Raw genomic sequence first — 20,120 nt, 5'->3', positions numbered from 1 at the left:
AAAAGACATCATTGAATACATCGTAGGCTTTTATAACTGCTTACGATTGCATTCAACGCTGGGCAATTTGCCGCCCATGATTTACGAAAAAGAAATGGCAGAAAAAAAACCTATTGATGTGTCCGAAATAACTTGACCACTACACTTAGTGCCTTCAGGGTGAGAGGGTCGATCAAGGGCACTTTTTTTTCTGTGAAAACAACTTGTGTGAATAGTAGCTCAGCGCAGAGCTGTCGGGCATGACCGTTGAGCGGAAAATCAAACCGGCAGCACCGGCCATCACTGCAATTCATAAGCCAAGATCGCCGTATACTGTTCACTGCCATATGGTTTGCCAACCACCATCAAAGAACCGGGCCAAACACTGCTGAGCTCATGCACGAAGGAAGTACCCTGCTGCTGCATTTCTTGCCAGTGATCGCTCTGCACGATGGCCATTTTTTCAAACAGCGTCGCCTCAATGCGGAACGCATACGCCTGCTCACGCCGCAGACGATACATCAGTGGCGCCTCGCGTACGGCGACCGAATGATAGGGCAGCGTGAAGGTATGCACTAAACCACCTTCTGCCTGCACGTTTTTGAGGGCAGACCAGACTGCCAGCGGTGAGATGCTGCTGTGGAAAAAATTCGCTTCCAATGCCGGCAAGGATTCAAATTCAGCTTGCGATAAATGCGGCGTACTTTGAAACTGCGCTTGATGATCAAGTGGAAAATGGGTGAAGGCTAATTGTTCAGGGGCGGTTAAGAAAAATGTTTCCGATAATTCTTTTTGAAATTTCCCTTCTTTCAAATAACCGGCCCCCCAAGTGGTGTCAACCAGCCGCCACTGGCCATCGATGCGCACGGCATTCCAGGCATGATTGGCTTTATCAAAATGCTGGCCCGGCAGACTGCCGGCTGCCTTGGCATAGCCGGAAATGGTGCGCGCTTCCAGGCCGGCGGCGCGTGCCAATTGCTCAAACAAGCCGGCGAAACCGACACAGACGCTGATGCGCTTGCGCAGTACTTCTTCTACCGTGCTGGCGTCACTGTGTCCACTCAGGTAAGCCGCGGCATCGTAGTTGATGCGATCGGTGATCCAGCGGTAAATCGCGCGGGCTTTTTCCCGCTCTGAACTGAGCCCCTCGGTCAGATAGGCCGCCAACTGACGCGCATCCTGCTCAGCGCTGAAGGGCGCGGCCAGTGCATGGGCATCGATTTGCTGCAGTTGTTGCGCGCTTAATTCTTGTGCTTGGGCCGCCGGCGCAGCCAACATAGCCAGAGATACAAGGGTACATTGCAGCATGCGTAAGGAATTCATGTCCCACCCTCGTTTGGAAAAATCAAGCAAAAAAAATTACGCCAAAATGTTGCCACTACAGTATCTTGGAAACTTGGTATTGGCGTCAATCTCGATCGCAGATAGTGACGAAAATGACACAATAAGTGAGATGCAAAAAAAAGACGCCGCAGCGTCTTTTTTTTGCAGAACAAACTACTCTTCGCTTTCTTGTTCCGGCAGTTTCAGGCGACCAGTATGGTAATCGTATTCATAGACTTCGCCATAACGGCCCCATTCGATCGCCACTTCGAGCACGCGCTTGGCTTCGTCTGCTTTGAGGAATTCTTCCAACAATTCCAGCAAGGGTTGTTCCGACAAGTTGCCATTGACTTCGACTTCGAGTTTGCGCCGGATATGCGCGGCCAAGGGGACGTGCATGAGTAACTGTTGACCGAATAATTCCTGCTTCTCGGCTTGTTCGGCGTCGAAGTACTTTTGCCCCAAGGGGGTCAAGATGATGTCGCCTTTTTCCAGCACGGCAAAGCCGAGCAGGCTCAGCGCTTCATAGGTTGGGAATAATTCTTCATCCGACAATTCGGCTTCTTCGGCCAGTTGTGGCAAATCGGCGCGGCCATTGTAAGGGGTTGCGGCGACCATATCGAGAATCGCTTCGATGCGGCTGACATCGGTATCGGGCAAGCGGTAACCAAGATGCTTCGCGCTCGGTACTTCGGAACTGGCTTCATGGGTGGTGCGCATGGTCATCAAGCCATAGACTTCATCAATCAAGGCGCGCACTTCATGTGAATCCACATTCCGTGGTCGTGGCAAATCTATCTTGATTTCGCAACGGATCGTGCCGGGGTCGCTGGAAAGAATGATGATGCGATCGGCCATCACCACCGCTTCTTCGATATTGTGCGAGACTATCAAGATGCCTTTAGTGGAAATCTTATCTTCATCCCACAGTTCCAGCATGTCATTGCGCAGAGTTTCGCCGGTCAACACATCGAGTGCCGAGAAGGCTTCATCCATCAGCAGAATATCGGGATTGGTGACGAGTGCGCGGGCGATGCCAACGCGCTGTTTCATGCCACCTGATAATTCGCGCGGCAAAGCGCCACCAAAGCCAGCCAGACCGATCAATTCGAGCACAGCGTCGGCGCGCGTTTCACGTTCATCAGCGGCGACACCTTGGGCTTCGAGCCCGAGTTCAACGTTTTGCTGCACGGTTAACCACGGGAACAAGGCAAACGATTGGAATACCATCGCCACCCCGGCCACCGGGCCGTGTATGGTCTTGTCGCGGTAGGCGACCTTGCCCTTGTCGGCCGGGATCAAACCGGCCATGATGCGTAACAAAGTCGATTTACCGGAACCGGATTTGCCCAGCAAGGCGACGATTTCACCTTCTTTAAGCTGGAAATCGACTTTATCAAGAATGAGGCGCGACTTGCCGTCGGATGCCTTGAAGGATTTGGCGACCTGTTGCAGGTCTATCAGCAGCGGTTGATTCATCTTGATCTTCTTTCTTAACGAATATGGTCTTCGGCGAGCAAATACAATTTGCGCCAGAAAAAGCGGTTCAACATCATCACAAAAATACACATCACGCCTATGCCCAAGGCGATGCGATGAAAGTCACCGCTTTCCGTCATTTGTTTGATGTAACTGCCCAAGCCGTCTGCCACCAAAGTGGTTTTACCCCAAGTAACGTATTCGGCCACGATACTGGCATTCCACGAGCCACCGCTGGCGGTGATGGCACCGGTGATATAGCTGGGGAAAATCGCCGGCAAATACACGCGCTTCCATTTCAACCAACCCTTGAGTCCAAGATTATCGGCAGCCAGGCGCAATTCATTCGGAATAGTCGAGGCACCGGCGACGACATTGAACAAAATATACCACTGGGTACCGAAGACCATGAGCGGACTGAGCCAGATATTGGGCGAGAGTTTGAACGATACCATCGCATACACGACGATAGGAAACATCAGGTTGACTGGAAAGGCGGCCAGAAATTGCGCCAGTGCCTGCACTTTTTGTGAGTATTGCGGGCGCAAACCGATCCAAACTGAAATCGGCACCCATACCAGCGAAGCCAAACCGATCAACAACATCACCCGTGTGAGCGTAATGAGACCGAGTCCGAACACATGTACCACTTCACTCATGCCGACATCACTGCGGATGAAACTGACCAGACGAAACACTGCCAGCATGGTGATCACAATCAGCACCCCATCCCAAACCCGCGACCACAGCGGGCTCATGCCTTTTTTGATCGCCCGTTCGGAAGTGCCATCGTAGGTAACGGCAAACCACGATAAGCCGCGACTCATGAAGGACCAGAAATTTTCAGTCCAGCCGCGTATCCAACTGCTGTTGCGCATCCAATCGAGTAGCCACGATTGTTGCGATGCTTCTCCTTGCGATTCTTCGAAACGGAATTTATCTGCCCAAGCCAACAAAGGACGGAAAAACAATTGATCGTAGAGCAAAATACCGGTCAGCATGGCACCGATGGCCCAGGCGATGGCGGTACCGTTTTCAGTTTCAATCGCCACCGCAATATAGGAACCGATGCCCGGTAATTTGATATCTTGGCCGGCCACCGAAATCGCTTCAGCGGCAACCAAGAAAAACCAGCCACCCGACATCGACATCATCATATTCCACAGCAAACCTGGCATCGCATACGGCAACTCGAGGCGCCAGAAACGCTGCCAGCCGGATAGGCGAAAAATATGTGCGGCTTCTTGTAATTCGGGTGGTACGGTACGCATCGATTGATACAAACTGAATGCCATATTCCAAGCTTGCGAAGTGAAGATCGCAAAAATCGCCGCACATTCAACGCCTAACAAATTACCGGGAAACAAGGCGATGAACGGTGCGATCGCAATCGCCTGAAAGCCGAGAATCGGCAGCGATTGCAAGATATCGAGTGCCGGCACCATGACTTTTTCCGCCGCCGCATATTTCGCTGCGATAGCTGCAAAAGCCAGGCTGAACAAGAGTGAAAAGCCGAGCGCGGTAAACATGCGTAAGATGGTTCTGAGCAGGTAGTACGGCAGATACCAAGGATCGAGTGAGACTTCCAAAGCTTCGCCGACGGCAAACGGATGACTCATCTGCATGGCAGCGAAGGCGAAGATACTGACCAAGGCTAAAATCAGCGGCAGCAAGGCCCAATCCCAGCGGTTAGGACCACCATGATCGACCACATCGTCGCGTGAATTGAATTTGAATAATTCAAGCATGGCATCCTCCTGCTGACAGAAGGGTAAAACGAGAGATTAAATGAAGACGCAACAAACTGACTCCCCGGCAGATGAGCATACTCACCTGCATTGATGGATGTAAGCATCTGGCTGCCTGCCGAACTGAGGAGTCAGATGTCAAAAAACTTGGGTGAGTAGAAAATCAGCATCGTGCTGTCAATACTACTACCCGCCGAGTGGCAAGGTAGCAGCAGGAAATCTGCGGTTACCGTGCCGGGTTATGCGCTACAAAAGAGCGACAACTATAACTATCCACAGAATGAACTCCAAGACGATGAAGACCGCACTGTAACACAGGCGCAGGCCTGTTCACAATATGATGCGGTGCAAAAAATTGAATTTTTAGCGGCACTGAAAATAGCTTAATTCGGCTTCGCCGCGAGGCGGTTTTTTAACAACAAAATCAAGTCTTTCCGTTCATTTTCCAGCGCAAAATCGAGGGCAGTCATGCCCCGGTCATTTTTCAGGTATAGGTCGGCACCCTCGTCGATCAAGAGCTCGACCGCGGCATTTTTTCCGGAGCGTACAGCCATCATCAAAGGCGTGGTTTTATTCGGCGATTCGGTATCGATATACGCGGCATGCTCAAGCAAAACAGCAATGGTTTCGGGATTGCCGGAGGCGGCGGCATAATGCAATGCCGTCCAACCGACTTGGTTGACTTCGGCTCCAGCGGCGATCAATTTGGCCACGCTGTCGCTGTCACCGAGAAATGCGGCCAGCATCAAGGCGGTATCTCCGTTTGTTGCGCGCGCCTCGAGTTTCAGCTCCGGCAATTGCAATAGCAAATCGCGTACCTTGAAGGATTTTTCTCGCAGCGCTATCATCAAGGCCGTTTCGCCGCGCAGCGCTTCGACGGCATTGGCATCCATGCCGCGTGCCAGCAGAGTTTGCAGCTTCGCACTGTCATTGAAACGCACCGCAAATAAAAAATCGTCATAGCTGTCGGCCGACGCGGCGCTGCTGAGTAGCAGCAGCGCCAAGCAGCAAGCGGCAGGCGCGGACTTCATGCGACTTCCGCGGGCCGTTGCGCGTCCGAGAATAAGTCGAAGAAATTGCGCGTTGTCGCTTGCTGCACTTCTTGGGCGGAAATGCCGCGTAAATTAGCCAGAAATTCGCCGACATGGCGCACGAAACCGGGCTCGTTGGTTTTGCCGCGGTGCGGCATCGGTGCCAGATAAGGGGCATCGGTTTCGATCAAAATGCGTTCCAGCGGCAAGGCCCGTGCAACGGCTTGCAAATCCTTGGCACTCTTGAAGCTCAAGATGCCTGAAAAGGAAATATAAAAACCCATCGCTATGGCTGCCTCGGCCATTTCCAGCGACTCGGTAAAACAATGCAAGACACCCGCCACCCCACCCTGCGCAACGCCAGCCGCTTCTTCTTGCAAAATACGGATAGTATCGGCGGCGGCGGCGCGGGTGTGGATGATCAGCGGTTTGCGGCACAGGCGCGAAGCCCGAATATGTTGGCGAAAACGTTCGCGTTGCCACTCGAGATCGCCTTGCAGGCGAAAATAATCGAGCCCGGTTTCACCGATAGCAATCACTTTTGGATGCTGCGCCAACTCAACCAGTTGTTCCGCACTGGGTTCGGGCGTGTCTTCGTAATCGGGATGCACGCCGACTGAGGCATAGATGTGCGGATGAGCTTGCGCCAAGGCCAGCACTTGCGGAAAATCCGGCAAATCGACCGCCACGCAGAGCGCATGGCCGACCTCGTTAGTGCGCATCGTTTCCAAGATTTCCGGCAAACGTTGGACTAACTCAGGAAAATTGATATGGCAATGGGAATCAACGTACATAGAAAAATACCGGAAAAAGCGGCAGCATGGCTGCCGTCAGCAACAGAATCAGCGTGCCGCGATGACGTCGAGCACGGCTTGGGCAGAGAGTGCAGCAGTATCGCGCAACAATAAATGATGCATGTCGGTGAAACGCTGCTGCAACTGCTTTTGTATCATATCATCATTGAGCTGGGCCCAGATGGCATCGGCCAAAGCCAACGGCGTAGCGGCCGCCTGCAAAAACTCGGGCACCACGAATTCGCGCGCGAGAATATTTGGCAAGCCTATCCAAGGCTGATACCCCATGTGCTTGAGGATTTGCCATGAGGCTTCCATCATCTTGTAGGCGATGACCATCGGCTTTTTGAACAGTGCCACTTCCAGCGAGGCCGTGCCGGACGCGACCAGCACCGCATCGGCGGCGGCAATGGCGGTATGCGAACGACCATCGATCAGCAAGATCGCTACACCTTCGAGTTTGGCGGCGACGACCAATTCGATATAGTAATGGCGCTGCTTGTTACCGGCCATCGGCACCACGATTTGCAAATGGGGATCGCGCTCGAGCAGGAGTTTGGCGGCACCGACGAAGGCGACGGTATTATATTTAAGTTCCGACATCCGACTGCCGGGCAAAATCGCGACGACCTTGAAACGCGGGTCGAGTCCGAGCTCTGCACGGGCAGCCTCGACATCGATGTCCATAGGAATCACTTGTGCCAAAGGATGGCCGACATAGGTGGCGGGAATGCCGGCTTGGCGATAGATTTCCTCTTCAAAGGGAAATACCACCAACATATGCGTTACCGCTTGCGCAATTTTTTTGATCCGACCACCACGCCAAGCCCAAATCGATGGGCTGATATAGTGCATGGTTGGAATGCCCGCCTGTTTGAGCGCGATTTCCAAGTCAAGATTAAAATCCGGCGCATCGACGCCGATAAAGACGTCGGGCCGCTCCTGCAGCAAAGCTTGTTGCAGTTGTCGGCGTATACCGCTGATTTCGCGGTAATGCATGAGCACTTCGAACAGCCCGCGCACCGACAGCTTATCCATAGGATGGTCGCTGACGAAACCATACTCAGCCATATGCGGACCACCGATGCCGTGCATGAGCGAATCAGGCAAGCGTGGCCGCAAACCCGATAACAAGCGGTTAGCTAACATGTCGCCCGAGGTTTCACCAGCGACCATCGCAATGACAGGGGGATGATTTGCCATGGCGAGCCAGTCAGCGCACGATGCCACGTGCTGAGGCATCGAGAAAATCACGCAGCAAGCGTATCTGCAGCGCCGCATCACCGTTCAAGCTGGCGATCTGTTCATCGAGTGCGAGCTTGGCTTGGTCCAGTGTCAAACCCGATTTATACAATAATTTGTAGGCGTGGCGAATCGCATTGAGGGCATCGCGCTCGAAACCGCGCCGCTTCAAGCCTTCCAAATTCACACCGTGGGCTTGCGCCGGATTACCGGATAACAGCACAAATGGCGGTACGTCTTGCGTCAGACTGGTGTTCATGCCGACAAAGGCGTGTGCTCCGATTTTACAAAACTGATGCACCGCCGAAAAGCCACTCATGATGACCCAATCACCGATTTCTACGTGTCCGGCCAGTGCCGCATTATTGGAGAAAATGGTGTTATTGCCGACACTGCAGTCGTGCGCGATATGCACATAGGCGAGAAACCAATTATCGTTACCAATACGGGTGACGCCACGATCCTGCACGGTACCGCAATTGAAGGTACAGAATTCACGTATCAGATTGCGCTCACCGATTTCGAGATAGGTAATTTCACCGGCATATTTCTTATCTTGCGGCGGACCGCCGATCGAAGAAAAAGAGTGAAACACGTTCTCGCGCCCTATCGTGGTATGACCATTGATGACGACATGCGAACCGATTTTACTGCCGGCACCGATGCGGACATGCGGTCCGATGATGGCATAGGGGCCGACCTCGACGCTGCTGTCGAGCTCGGCCTTGGGATCAATCAGCGCGCTTGGGTGAATCAGCATTATTTCTCCGTATTGTCGTCAGTCTTGCGCATCGTGCACATCAGTTCGCCTTCGACTGCCAACTGGCCATCGACCGTACCTTTGGCTTTGTACTTCCAAATCCCGCGCGCTACCTTGATGACTTCGATTTCCATCTTCAATTGGTCACCTGGTTCGACCGGGCGCTTGAAGCGGGCACCGTCGATGCCGAGAAAATACACAATGGTCTTTTCATCAGGCTTTTGTCCCATCGTCAGGAACGATAAAATCGCGGCCGTTTGGGCCAAGGCTTCTATCATCAATACACCGGGCATGACCGGTTTGTTCGGGAAGTGACCGTTAAAAAACTCTTCGTTGGCGGTGACGTTTTTGATGGCGGTAATACTCTTACCCTCTTCCCAGTCAAGCACACGATCGACCAACAACATCGGATAGCGATGCGGCAGATATTCTTTGATTTCGTTGATATTCAGTGTTTTCTTCATGATGATTTCAATGTGTTGATGGTTTTTTCCAGCGCGCGGATTTTTTCACGCATGCCAGACAGATTACGGACGATCGCAGCAGTTTTTTCCCAGTCAGCATTTTTCGCCAAGGGGTAAAAACCGGTGTACTGGCCAGGTTCGAGTATGGATCGCGACACCATACTGGCCGAAGAAATGTGCACGTTATCGACGATGGTCAAATGACCGAGCACCATGGCGGCACCACCGAAAGTACAATGTTTGCCAATTTTGGCGCTACCGGCCACGCCAACGCAGCCGGCCATGGCTGTATGTGCACCGATATGGCAGTTGTGACCGATTTGAATCTGGTTATCGAGCTTGACGCCATCTTCAATAATCGTGTCAGCCAAGGCACCGCGATCAATACTGGTATTGGCACCGATCTCGACATCATTACCGATCACTACGCGACCGGTTTGCGGGATTTTGATCCAGCTGCCACGCTCGTTGGCAAAGCCGAAACCATCGGCACCGATCACCGCCCCGGAATGCACGATGCAACGCTCACCGATGACGCAATAATCATAAATGCTGACGTTGGCGTGAATCAGGCTGTCCGCCGCTATCGTCACACCACGTCCTAGCACAGTGCCCGCTTTGATCACGACACCAGCACCAATCACCGCCTCAGCCTCGATGCTGACCTGTGCACCGATGCTGGCAGTCGCGTCGATCAGCGCGTGCGGGCTGACCCAGGCGCTGGGATGGATGCCGGCTGGCGGAACGATCGCCACCAATGCCGCAAAATATTGCGCGGCCCGAGCGAAATACACGTAGGGGTTATCGCTGACGATGCGCGCGCCCGTGTACTCAGTGCCAATCTGTGTGTGGTCGGACGGTGTCAGTATCAAGGCCGCTGCCTGCGAAGCAGCCGCTTGCGCGCGCAATTTGCTATTGGAGAGAAAGCTCACGTGCTGCGCACCGGCCTCACTCAAAGCAGCAATGCCGGAAACGCAAATATCGGGAGATCCGATCAATTGACCACCGAAGCGATCGACTAATTCTCCCAGCCGAGTGCTCGTCGTGGTCATGATTTATTTGGAGAGCGCTTTGAGCACCTTGTCTGTGATATCGACGCGCGGATTGGAGTAGACCGCATCCTGTAAAACGATATCGTATTTTTCAGTTTCGGCGATCAGCTTAACGGCTTTCACTGCGCGATCAACCAAGGCGGCGATTTCTTCATTCTTGCGCTGATTCAAATCTTCATTGAAAATTCTTTGTTTGCGCTTGAAATCTTGATCGAGATCAGTCAGATCACGCTGACGCTTGATCCGTTCCGATTCCGACAGCACCGGTGATTCTTTATCGAGTTTTTCAGCAATCGTTTTGATCTTCGCTGACAAATCTTGCAATTCCTTGCCACGCTTGGAAAATTCTTGCTCAATCTTGGCTTCAGCAGCTTTGGCAGGTGCCGACTCCCGAATCACTCGCTGAGAATCAAATATCGCAACCTTGAAATCCTGCGCATGGACCTGGGCAACGCTGAGTACGCAGACCGCACAAACCATTAAGCGTTGAAACAATTTGGACGGGGTAATAAGTTGACTCAAAATAATCTCCGTAACACGAACAAAAGCTAACAAAAGCTAACAAACACAAACAAGCAGCACAGCAGCGATCAGAAACCGGTACCCATCTGGAACTGGAACGATTGCTTCTTATCTTCCGGCTTGGCATTCAAAGCACGACCAAAGCTCAGTTTCAAAGGACCGACCGGAGAAATCCAGCTTATACCAATACCTGCACCAAAACGCAAATCGCGCACTTGAATTTTTTGACCTTCATCAAAAACTTGGCCGCCATCGAGGAAGGTGAACCAGCGCAGCGACTTATCCGCACCCGGGAACGGGATTTGGAACTCGATGTTACCGATAATCCGTGCGGCACCGCCGAGCGAATCATTATTCGGATCGCGGGTACCGAGCGACGAAGGCTCATAGCCGCGTACCGAGCCGATACCACCGGCATAGAAGTTTTTAAAGATAGGATAAGGATTACCACCCAAACCGTGACCATAATCGAATTCGCCATTGAGCGCGAGAATCACCGAACGATATACCGGCTTGAAGTACTGCGCATTATAAATTGCACGGTAGTACTTCAGATTGCCGATCGCCGCCACTTCCAGATTGGCACGCTGATAGCGGCCAACCGATGGCGTGAGCACGCTGTCGCGGCTGTCACGCTGCCAAGCAGCCGTCAGTGGAAATGAAGTGGTGGTGGCGGTGCCGATACCGAAGTCGGGATCGGTCGGGTCCGTCACCGCGCTGCCGTAGGTAGCCACATACTGCTTGTAGCGCTGCGGACTGCTGTACGAGGTGGTCGACACCTTGGTACGCTCGGCACCGATACCGAAGAAGACGGTATCGACTTCCGAGAACGGTACGCCGAAACGCATATTGCCGCCGGTGGTTTGGATTTTATAGTCACCGACGCTGCCGATGACAGGCCGCGTCGTGCGCAAATACGCTTCCAAACTGCGGCTGATGCCATCATCGGTGAAATACGGATCGACGTGCGACAAGGCGACTGTACGGTTTTGGCTGCTGGTATTGACTTCAAGACCGATGGTATCGCCACTGCCGAAGGCATTGGCTTGAGAAATCGAGCCGGACAAGGTCAAGCGTTCGGCATTCGAGTAGCCGGCACCGAACATCAGATTACCGGTCGGTTTTTCCGTGACAGTCAGGTTGATATCGACTTGATCGGTACTGGTGGCGACTTCCGGCGTTTCCAACTTAACGTCATTAAAGAAGCTCAAGCGTTCAACGCGATCACGTGAAGCTTTGATTTTTTCGCCGTCATACCACGAAGCTTCAAACTGGCGGAATTCGCGGCGGATGACTTCATCGCGGGTGCGGGTATTGCCGGCCAAATTGATGTGGCGTACATAGACACGCTTACCGGGGTCGACCAAGACCGTAAACGCCACTTCTTTTTTCTCTTTATTGAGAATAGGATTGGCATTGACGTTGGCGAAAGCATAGCCGAAGTTACCCATGCGTTCGGAAATACGTTTAGTGCTCTCCGTGAGCAAGGCTGCATTGTAAATATCGCCCTTCTTGAGCAACAACAGTGAACCGAGCTCGGTTTCACGACCGAACATCTCGCCTTCGAGCTTGATATCAGAGATATTGTATTTATCGCCTTCAACCAGGTTGACGGTGATGTAAATGTCTTTTTTATCGGCGGAGATCGCGATCTGGCTCGATAAAATTTGCATTTCGAGATAGCCGCGGTTTTGATAAAACGAGCGCAGGGTTTCCAAATCGCCGGCCAGCTTTTGCTTCGAATACTGATCGGCCTTGGTGTACCAAGAAAACCAAGTCGGCGTGTTGAGTGCCATGGTAGCGCGCAGATCGCTGTCAGAGAAGGCCTTGTTGCCGATGATATTGATTTGTGCAATACGGGCGATATCACCCTCATCGACGGCAAACGTGACCCGCACCCGATTACGCTCGATCGGCGTAATGGTGGTGGTGATCTGCATGCCGTACAAGCCCTTGGACAGGTATTGTCGCTTGAGTTCTTGCTCGGCGCGATCAACCGTCGCCTTATCGAAAATCCGCGATTCGCCGATACCGATATCTTTGAGCGCCTTGATCAGCGCATCTTTCTCGAATTCTTTGGTGCCGCTGAATTCAACGCCGGCAATGGTGGGACGCTCTTCCAACAGCACCACCAACACGCCATCTTGCTCTTCAATTTGAATATCTTTGAAAAACCCGGTTGCATACAGCGATTTGATCGCTGCCGTACTCTTGGCTTCGTCAAAGGTTTCACCTACCTTGACCGGTAAGTAACTGAATACCGTGCCAGCTTCGGTGCGCTGCAAACCTTCTACCCGAATATCTTTGACGGTGAATGCAGGAATCGCCAAGGCGCTGCCGGTGCAAAGCGCCAAGGCAGCTAAAGCAATGGATTTGAGTCGAAAATTTGGCAAAGTAAAGTGCTCGATATGTAATTTCATTGGGTGTAAAGTTCTTTCAATACTCTCAATATTGCTATCTGGAATGAATTCCGGTGATCAATCTGACTATTATGACATTAGTCTGGCAATGTCATTGAAAAAAGCGACTGCCATCATTGCTAACAACAAGGCCACTCCGACCCGCTGCGCAATCTCGCCGAAACGTTCAGGCACGGGCTTACCCGTTAAAACTTCCAGCGAATAATACAACAAATGGCCTCCGTCCAACACTGGTATAGGCAGCAAATTCATGACACCCAAGCTAATACTGATCAAAGCCATGAAACTGATGTAGCTGATCCAACCCGATCGCGAGGTTTGCCCAGCATAATCAGCGATCGTAATCGGGCCGGTAATATTTTTCAAGGAGACTTCGCCGACCAACATTTTCCCCAGCATGGAGACGCTCATCACGCTGGCATCCCAAGTTTTGCTCACGCTCTTGCTCACCGCTTGTGGCAGCGATGCCGCACTCACCACCATTTGCGGTGCGAGCATCATTTGTATCTTCAAGCGTCCGATGGTCTTGCCATTGACTTCCTCGGCCAGCGGCTTGGCTTGAATTTCTAAAATTTCTTTTCCACGTGCTATTTTGAAATGCAATTCTTTGCCAGGCGAAGCATTAATGGTTTCGGTCAAGGCCAAGCCATCAAGCATGGTCACGCCATCCACTGCCAAAACCAAGTCAGCTTGACGCAAACCGGCCTGCGCCGCCGGCCCACCAGCCAAAACCGGCCCTAACACCGCAGCAGGACGGGCTAAACCCAAGCCTAAGCGGGCCAGAAAATCGGCTTCCAGATCCTGGGTTGACAATTGCTTAAGCGGCAAATCGACCACGCGCCGTAGCGATTGACCAGTCGCTACATCGAAGCGCTCGACCTCTAATTCAGCATTCGATTTCGCCAATGCCAGTTGCAACAAGCGCCATTGCATATCACCCCAGCTTTGTACCGTTTGCCCAGCCACGCTGACAATCAGATCGCCATGCCGCAAACCGGCTTGCGCGGCCACCGAGGATGTCGATGAGACACGAATTTTAGCGATAGGTTCAGGAACACCATGTAAAAACAAGCCCGCATACAAAACAATCGCGAGCAAAAAATTCGCCAACGGACCGGCCGCCACGATGATCATACGCTTCCATACCGACTGCCGCCCGAATTCACGCGGCAAATCTGCGGCAGAAATGTCGCTTAAATCTTGTTCGCGCGCATCCAACATCTTGACGTAACCACCGAGCGGCAACAAAGACAGTGCAAATTCAGTTTGATCAGCGCCGAAGCGACGCATGAAAATCACGCGCCCCATTCCCAACGAGAAGCGCAATACTTTCACACCACACAGACGGGCCGCCAAATAATGGCCGAACTCGTGAATGCTGATCAGCACTCCGAGCACCACGGCGAACGCCAAAAGAGTTTGCAAGAGATTCATCGGCTTATGATCGCATGAGAAACCGCTCTGGCGTGCGCATCGGCGGCTAAAATATCGGGCAAATCGCTGAGTTCGCTCAAAGCGATGACATCGAGGCTTGCAGCGATGACCTCGGCAATGCGGGTAAAACTGATCCGGCCCTCGAGAAAAGCCTGTACTGCCACTTCATTACTGGCATTCAAAATCGTCGCTGCCGAAGCACCGCTGCGCAGCGCTTGATAGGCCAGCGCCAGACAGGGAAAGCGCGTCAAGTCAGGAGCGGTGAAGTGCAACTGCCCGACTTGAATCAAATCAAGCGGTGCGACACCAGAGTCTATGCGTTCCGGATAGGCCAGGCCATACGCAATGGGAGTGCGCATATCGGGATTTCCCAATTGGGCCAGCACCGAGCCGTCATGATAGGAAACCATGGAGTGAATCACGCTCTGCGGATGAATCAAGACGTCGATATGCTCGGCCGGCGCCGCGAAGAGCCAGTGCGCTTCGATCACTTCCAAGCCCTTGTTCATCATCGTTGCCGAATCGATGGAAATTTTTCGCCCCATTACCCATTTCGGGTGCGCCACCGCTTGCTCCGGCGTTACTGTCGCCATGGTATCGAGCGCGCGCGTCAGGAAGGGACCACCGGAAGCGGTCAACACAATTTTGCGCACACCATGCTGGGCCATGCCGCCTTGGTAATCACGCGGCAGGCATTGAAAAATAGCATTATGTTCACTGTCGATAGGCAGCAAGGCCGAGCCACTCTTGCGCACCGCATCCATGAACAATTGCCCGGACATGACCAAGGCTTCCTTATTGGCCAATAAGATTTTCTTGCCCGCTTGTGCTGCTGCCAGCGTAGGCGGTAAGCCGGCCGCGCCAACGATGGCAGCCATCACGCTGTCACATTCGCTGGAACTGGCCACTGCACACAAAGCTTCAGGACCATATTCGATTTGTATCGACTGCAGCTTTTTTTCACATAACAGCAGGTGCAGCGCATCGGCGGCGGCGGCCGTGCCGACTACTACCACTTGCGGCAAAAACTGTGCACACTGTTGCGCCAGCTTTTCGACTTGCGTGTGTGCGGTCAGCGCATACACACGGTAGCGGTCGGGATGACGGGCGATCACATCGAGCGTAGAAACGCCGATAGAGCCGGTCGCGCCGAGAATACAAATACGTTGTAGTTTGCTCATACTTATACAAAAACCCTTACTAAAACCACAAACCTGACAAGGCTGCCAACGGCAATACCGGTATCAAGGCATCGATACGATCAAGCACACCGCCATGGCCAGGCAAGAGATTGCTACTATCTTTCATGCCAGCACGGCGCTTGAGCATGGATTCAAACAAATCGCCGACCACACTGGCGGCCGCCAGCACACTCAACACCAACAACAAGACCGCGTAACCATGCTTATGCAAAATCTGTGCGGCAAAGCTTTGCTGCAATGCCGGCAGCAGAGTGGAACCGACACCAAGCAAGAGCACCATGACCCAACCACCGATTGCACCCTCCCACGATTTGCCGGGAGAAATACTGGGCGCGAGCTTGTGCTTACCAAAGGCTTTGCCGGAAAAATAGGCGCCGATGTCAGCGACCCAGACAATCACCATGACGGAGAGTAAGTATAAGGGGGAATGAGTAAACAGCACGGCGATAGCCGTAAAGCAGCCAAAAATACAGATGCCGTACAAGGTACTGAGTATGCCATTGGAAAAGCCGAATCCAGGTAAGCCACGCGCCAACAAAGGCGTCAGACGCAGCAACCAGAAAGCCACGCACAGAGCGAACAGCAAGCCGGCAGAAAAATCTTTTAAATGGAACAGCAGATAGCCGAAGAAGGCCGTCCAAACGGCCGACATCAGCAGCGGCAAGGGTTTTTTGAATAAACGCTGACATTCCCATATCGCGGCAGCAAAAAATGCCAACACAATCGCAGAAAAGGCGAAAAAATTGGCCGAGTACAGCACCGGCAATAATATTGCCAATAAAATCAGTGCCGTAATGATGCGCGTTTTTAACATCAATGACTTTCTATCCGACTGCCGGCGCACAGTACTGCGCGATGCAGGTCTGCCAGCATGAAAGAGGAGCACGCAGGCTCGAAACTGGCACTATTTGCCCAAGTGAGCAGAGTAACCCCGACAGCCCGGCTGGCGTCACACTGCCGGGCCGGGCCACGGCAGCGGCCCTGAATGAACAGAAAACTGTTCGCACCCTGGCTATACGGTCAAGACTTCTTTTTCTTTTTCGCCCAGCAGTCTGTCGACTTCCGCCACAAATTTGTCAGTCAGTTTCTGTACTTCATCTTGCGAGCGACGTTCGTCATCTTCCGAACATTCTTTATCTTTCAAAATCTTTTTCAAGGACTCATTGGCATCGCGACGGATATTGCGGATCGCAATTTTTGCACCCTCACCTTCGGTCTTGACCAACTTAACCATTTCTTTGCGACGCTCTTCTGTCAGCGGCGGTGTCGGCACACGAATCACTTCGCCTTGGCTCGATGGATTCAAGCCAAGATCGGCATCACGAATCGCTTTTTCTATCGCGCTGAGCATTTTCTTTTCAAACGGCTGCACACCAATGGTGCGCGCATCGATCAGATTGACATTGGCAACCTGAGTAATATTGGTCGGCGAGCCATAGTAATCAACCATCACATGATCAAGAATACCAACATGGGCACGACCGGTTCTGACTTTTGATAAATCCGATTTGAGGGTCTCAATCGACTTCTGCATGCGGATATCACTGTTTTTTTTAACGTCTGTTACGCTCATTCTGTCCTCCAGTACTTCAATTTCTGATTCTCGCCAAACCTGCCCACTGCAGCTACGGCGCGCTCATCGTGCTCACATTCCGAGCAGGCTTAGACCGCCCACTCCAGAAACGCTGCATTATACGTGCACAAGGGTGCCCTCGTCAGCCCCCATGATGACATTCTTCAAAGCACCTGGTTTAATGATGGAGAATACTTTGATCGGCAATTTCTGGTCACGGCACAAGGCAAACGCCGTGGCATCCATCACTTGAAGGTGGCGCGAAATCGCTTCATCGAAAGAAATGGTTGTATAGCGCGTAGCCGTCGGATCTTTTTTCGGATCAGCCGTATAGACGCCATCGACTTTGGTGGCTTTGAGCACGATCTCGGCACCGATTTCCGAACCACGCAAGGCCGCGGCCGTGTCGGTAGTGAAGAAAGGATTGCCGGTACCGGCGGCAAACACGACGACTTTGCCCTCTTCGAGATATTGCAAAGCCTTAGGACGCACATAGGGCTCGACAACTTGATCAATCGCAATTGCCGACATCACACGTGCCGTCAAGCCAACTTGACGCATAGCATCTGCCAAAGCCAGTGAATTCATCACTGTTGCCAACATACCCATGTAATCGGCGGTCGCACGGTCCATGCCTTGTGCACCCGGTGCCACGCCACGGAAAATATTACCGCCGCCGATGACGATGGCCAATTCCACGCCCATGCGCGACACTTCTGCCACGTCAGCCACCATACGTTCAATGGTAATGCGGTTAATGCCAAATGGGTCATCGCCCATCAAGGCTTCACCAGAGAGCTTCAAGAGTACGCGCTTGTAAGCAGGTTTTGTCATGATAGGACTCCTTCTGGAAGATTGATTATGAAATAGAGAAAATGAATAGGTATTTGCTGTGCACACGCACACCTTAGGCCAGTACACACTCGCACAGCAAATACCACTCAGCAGCGGGGTTTAAAAAAACGGGCCTTTCGGCCCGTTTCTGATTACGCTTGCTGGGCGGCTGCAACTTGCGCTGCAACTTCTGCTGCAAAGTCATCGACTTTCTTTTCTATACCTTCACCGACAACAAACATGGTAAACGCTTTCACCGATGAATTGGCGGCTTTGAGCATTTGTTCCACGGTTTGCTTATCGTTTTTAACGAATGGTTGATTGAGCAAAGAAACTTCTTTGAGGAATTTCTGTACCGAACCGTCTATCATTTTAGCCACGATTTCGGCTGGCTTGCCGGATTCAGCAGCTTTCTGCGCGGCAACCGAACGTTCTTTTTCGATCAATTCTGCAGGAACTTGCTCAGTCGACAAAGAAACTGGCTTCATCGCAGCAATGTGCATCGCTACATCTTTACCAACTTGCTCATCCGCGCCATCAAATTCAACGATCACACCGATGCGGGTACCATGCAGGTAAGAAGCCAATTTAGCCGAGCTGTCGAAACGAGCAAAACGACGGAAAGACATGTTTTCGCCAATTTTACCGATCAATGCAGCACGTACTTCTTCGACAGTCTTACCATCGAGCGGCAACGCGCCCACAGCAGCGACGTCAACTGGATTGTGTTCAGCGATCAATTTTGCAACGGTATTCGCCATTGCGAGGAAATCATCGTTCTTCGTCACAAAGTCAGTTTCGCAATTAACTTCAAGCAAGACGCCGACATTCCCAGCTACATAAGAAGCAACCACGCCTTCGGCAGTGATACGCGAAGCAGCTTTTGATGCTTTGCTACCCAACTTAACGCGCAGCAATTCTTCCGCACGGTCCATATCGCCTTCTGCTTCTGTCAGTGCTTTTTTGCACTCCATCATAGGTGCATCTGTTTTTGCGCGCAAAGCGCCAACCATCGCTGCTGTAACCGCTGCCATGTAATTCTCCTGAGTTGAAGATGCCGATAAGCATCATCATTAAATTTTGTTTAAAAAAAAGGGCGAACGATTGTTGCCCCATTTTTTGCATGATGCAAGCTCAGTCGCATCATGCGTTTAAGCTGTACGTATTACGCTTGCTCTACTTCAACAAACTCATCCGCACTCGGCTTCACAGCTTCCAACACTTCGTTGACAGCATTTGCACGACCTTCAAGGATGGCATCAGCCACGCCACGAGCGTACAGAGCAATCGCTTTCGACGAGTCATCATTACCTGGAATGATGAAAGCAACACCGTCCGGGGAGTGATTCGTATCAACGATACCGATGACTGGGATACCCAGTTTAGCGGCTTCAGTGATAGCACCCTTGTGGTAGCCGACGTCGACGACAAAAATTGCGTCAGGAATGCCGCCCATATCTTTAATACCACCGATGGATTTTTGCAGCTTGATCATTTCGCGATCAAACATCAAGGCTTCTTTTTTCGACAATTTTTCAACTGAACCGTCTTCGATCGACGCTTCCATGTCTTTCAAACGCTTGATCGATGTTTTGACAGTTTTGAAGTTTGTCAACATACCGCCCAACCAACGTTGATCAACGAAAGGCATGCCGGAACGTGCAGCTTCTGCAGCGATGATTTCACGCGATTGACGTTTTGTACCAACCAACAAGACTGTGCCGCGATTCGACGACAATTGACGGATGTACTTCATGGCTTCTTGGTACATCGCCAATGTTTTTTCCAAATTGACGATATGAATTTTGTTGCGATGACCGAAAATATACGGTGCCATCTTTGGATTCCAAAAACGAGTTTGGTGACCAAAATGGACGCCGGCTTCCAGCATTTCGCGCATTGTTACAGACATAATAACTCCAGGGTTAGGTCTTGAATCCAGCCAGTGATCTGACGATACATATCGAAAGACACCCTTTTCGACCGGATTCGATTGATAAGAATTGAATTAACTTACAGAGAATTTGCATTGTTTTGCAAGCTAACCATCTATTCTACTATGAAACCGCTTCTTTACTCAAGGGAGGCGCAGATTTAATCCAAGTGGCTTGACGGTCGCCGCGTTTTCAGCGACTTGACTACGGCCATTACATCAAAAATCGCTTATCGCGCAATTGACCATCCCCCCCCCAAAAAAAAATGGACAAGCAGCAGCCTGTATTTGCCTGTAACACCACGAGTAAGGCGTTCCTCGCTTATAATT

The 20,120-nt window shown here is 51.9% G+C and carries 19 protein-coding genes; 1 reads left to right on the top strand and 18 read right to left on the bottom strand.

What is annotated here, in order from left to right; translation table 11 throughout:
- Positions 1-279: 279 nt before the first annotated feature.
- The 3 genes from QN359_RS05110 to QN359_RS05100 form a co-directional block, all read right to left on the bottom strand.
- On the bottom strand, positions 280-1,302 hold the full coding sequence (locus QN359_RS05110) for a transglutaminase domain-containing protein (protein ID WP_322248441.1): 1,023 nt from the start codon (positions 1,300-1,302) through the stop codon (positions 280-282).
- Between the two features lie 174 nt (positions 1,303-1,476).
- Positions 1,477-2,781 (bottom strand): nitrate/sulfonate/bicarbonate ABC transporter ATP-binding protein, encoded by a 1,305-nt coding sequence (locus QN359_RS05105; RefSeq protein ID WP_322248442.1) that lies wholly within the window; start codon positions 2,779-2,781, stop codon positions 1,477-1,479.
- 14 nt (positions 2,782-2,795) lie between these two features.
- Complete coding sequence (locus tag QN359_RS05100) at positions 2,796-4,529, bottom strand: ABC transporter permease subunit (protein WP_322248443.1); 1,734 nt, start codon at positions 4,527-4,529, stop codon at positions 2,796-2,798.
- A 171-nt stretch (positions 4,530-4,700) separates the two neighbouring features.
- Between QN359_RS05100 and QN359_RS05095 the strand changes: the two genes are divergently transcribed.
- Positions 4,701-4,916 carry a hypothetical protein gene (locus QN359_RS05095; protein ID WP_322248444.1) on the top strand — a complete coding sequence of 72 codons (216 nt, stop codon included), beginning with the start codon at positions 4,701-4,703 and terminating at the stop codon, positions 4,914-4,916.
- Here the strand turns inward: QN359_RS05095 and QN359_RS05090 are convergent.
- From QN359_RS05090 to rpsB, 15 genes are all read right to left on the bottom strand, one after another.
- On the bottom strand, positions 4,913-5,560 hold the full coding sequence (locus QN359_RS05090) for an ankyrin repeat domain-containing protein (protein ID WP_322248445.1): 648 nt from the start codon (positions 5,558-5,560) through the stop codon (positions 4,913-4,915). The two genes, QN359_RS05095 and QN359_RS05090, sit on opposite strands and share 4 nt — an antisense overlap.
- Positions 5,557-6,354 carry a TatD family hydrolase gene (locus QN359_RS05085; RefSeq protein ID WP_322248446.1) on the bottom strand — a complete coding sequence of 266 codons (798 nt, stop codon included), beginning with the start codon at positions 6,352-6,354 and terminating at the stop codon, positions 5,557-5,559. The genes QN359_RS05090 and QN359_RS05085 overlap by 4 nt, the downstream gene beginning before the upstream one ends.
- A gap of 48 nt (positions 6,355-6,402) precedes the next feature.
- On the bottom strand, positions 6,403-7,557 hold the full coding sequence (lpxB, locus tag QN359_RS05080; RefSeq protein WP_322248447.1) for a lipid-A-disaccharide synthase: 1,155 nt from the start codon (positions 7,555-7,557) through the stop codon (positions 6,403-6,405).
- 10 nt (positions 7,558-7,567) lie between these two features.
- Positions 7,568-8,356: an acyl-ACP--UDP-N-acetylglucosamine O-acyltransferase gene (lpxA, locus tag QN359_RS05075; RefSeq protein ID WP_416200191.1), complete on the bottom strand. Its 789-nt coding sequence runs from the start codon at positions 8,354-8,356 to the stop codon at positions 7,568-7,570.
- Positions 8,356-8,820 carry a 3-hydroxyacyl-ACP dehydratase FabZ gene (gene fabZ, locus QN359_RS05070; protein ID WP_322248448.1) on the bottom strand — a complete coding sequence of 155 codons (465 nt, stop codon included), beginning with the start codon at positions 8,818-8,820 and terminating at the stop codon, positions 8,356-8,358. The genes lpxA and fabZ overlap by 1 nt, the downstream gene beginning before the upstream one ends.
- A complete protein-coding gene (gene lpxD / locus QN359_RS05065; protein WP_322248449.1) occupies positions 8,817-9,872 on the bottom strand; it encodes a UDP-3-O-(3-hydroxymyristoyl)glucosamine N-acyltransferase in 1,056 nt (351 codons plus the stop codon). The genes fabZ and lpxD overlap by 4 nt, the downstream gene beginning before the upstream one ends.
- 3 nt (positions 9,873-9,875) lie before the next feature.
- Entirely contained in the window at positions 9,876-10,352 is a 477-nt protein-coding gene (locus tag QN359_RS05060; protein WP_322251121.1) for an OmpH family outer membrane protein, read from the bottom strand.
- A 110-nt stretch (positions 10,353-10,462) separates the two neighbouring features.
- Positions 10,463-12,814, bottom strand: a complete 2,352-nt coding sequence (gene bamA, locus QN359_RS05055; protein ID WP_322248450.1) for an outer membrane protein assembly factor BamA — start codon at positions 12,812-12,814, stop codon at positions 10,463-10,465.
- Positions 12,815-12,883: 69 nt separating this feature from the next.
- Entirely contained in the window at positions 12,884-14,248 is a 1,365-nt protein-coding gene (gene rseP / locus QN359_RS05050; protein WP_322248451.1) for an RIP metalloprotease RseP, read from the bottom strand.
- On the bottom strand, positions 14,245-15,429 hold the full coding sequence (gene ispC / locus QN359_RS05045) for a 1-deoxy-D-xylulose-5-phosphate reductoisomerase (protein ID WP_322248452.1): 1,185 nt from the start codon (positions 15,427-15,429) through the stop codon (positions 14,245-14,247). The genes rseP and ispC overlap by 4 nt, the downstream gene beginning before the upstream one ends.
- 19 nt (positions 15,430-15,448) lie before the next feature.
- On the bottom strand, positions 15,449-16,264 hold the full coding sequence (locus QN359_RS05040; protein ID WP_322248453.1) for a phosphatidate cytidylyltransferase: 816 nt from the start codon (positions 16,262-16,264) through the stop codon (positions 15,449-15,451).
- 198 nt (positions 16,265-16,462) lie between these two features.
- Positions 16,463-17,023 (bottom strand): ribosome recycling factor, encoded by a 561-nt coding sequence (gene frr / locus QN359_RS05035; RefSeq protein ID WP_322248454.1) that lies wholly within the window; start codon positions 17,021-17,023, stop codon positions 16,463-16,465.
- Between the two features lie 117 nt (positions 17,024-17,140).
- On the bottom strand, positions 17,141-17,857 hold the full coding sequence (pyrH, locus tag QN359_RS05030; protein WP_322248455.1) for a UMP kinase: 717 nt from the start codon (positions 17,855-17,857) through the stop codon (positions 17,141-17,143).
- 152 nt (positions 17,858-18,009) lie between these two features.
- Positions 18,010-18,891 (bottom strand): translation elongation factor Ts, encoded by an 882-nt coding sequence (gene tsf, locus QN359_RS05025; RefSeq protein WP_322248456.1) that lies wholly within the window; start codon positions 18,889-18,891, stop codon positions 18,010-18,012.
- A 131-nt stretch (positions 18,892-19,022) separates the two neighbouring features.
- Complete coding sequence (gene rpsB / locus QN359_RS05020; RefSeq protein WP_322248457.1) at positions 19,023-19,769, bottom strand: 30S ribosomal protein S2; 747 nt, start codon at positions 19,767-19,769, stop codon at positions 19,023-19,025.
- Positions 19,770-20,120 lie beyond the last annotated feature (351 nt).

This window comes from Undibacterium sp. 5I2 (genome assembly GCF_035019605.1).
Classification (GTDB): Bacteria; Pseudomonadota; Gammaproteobacteria; order Burkholderiales; family Burkholderiaceae_D; genus Undibacterium.
Note: the sequence above shows the minus strand (reverse complement) of the source record. Positions and strands in the feature narration are given on the sequence as shown.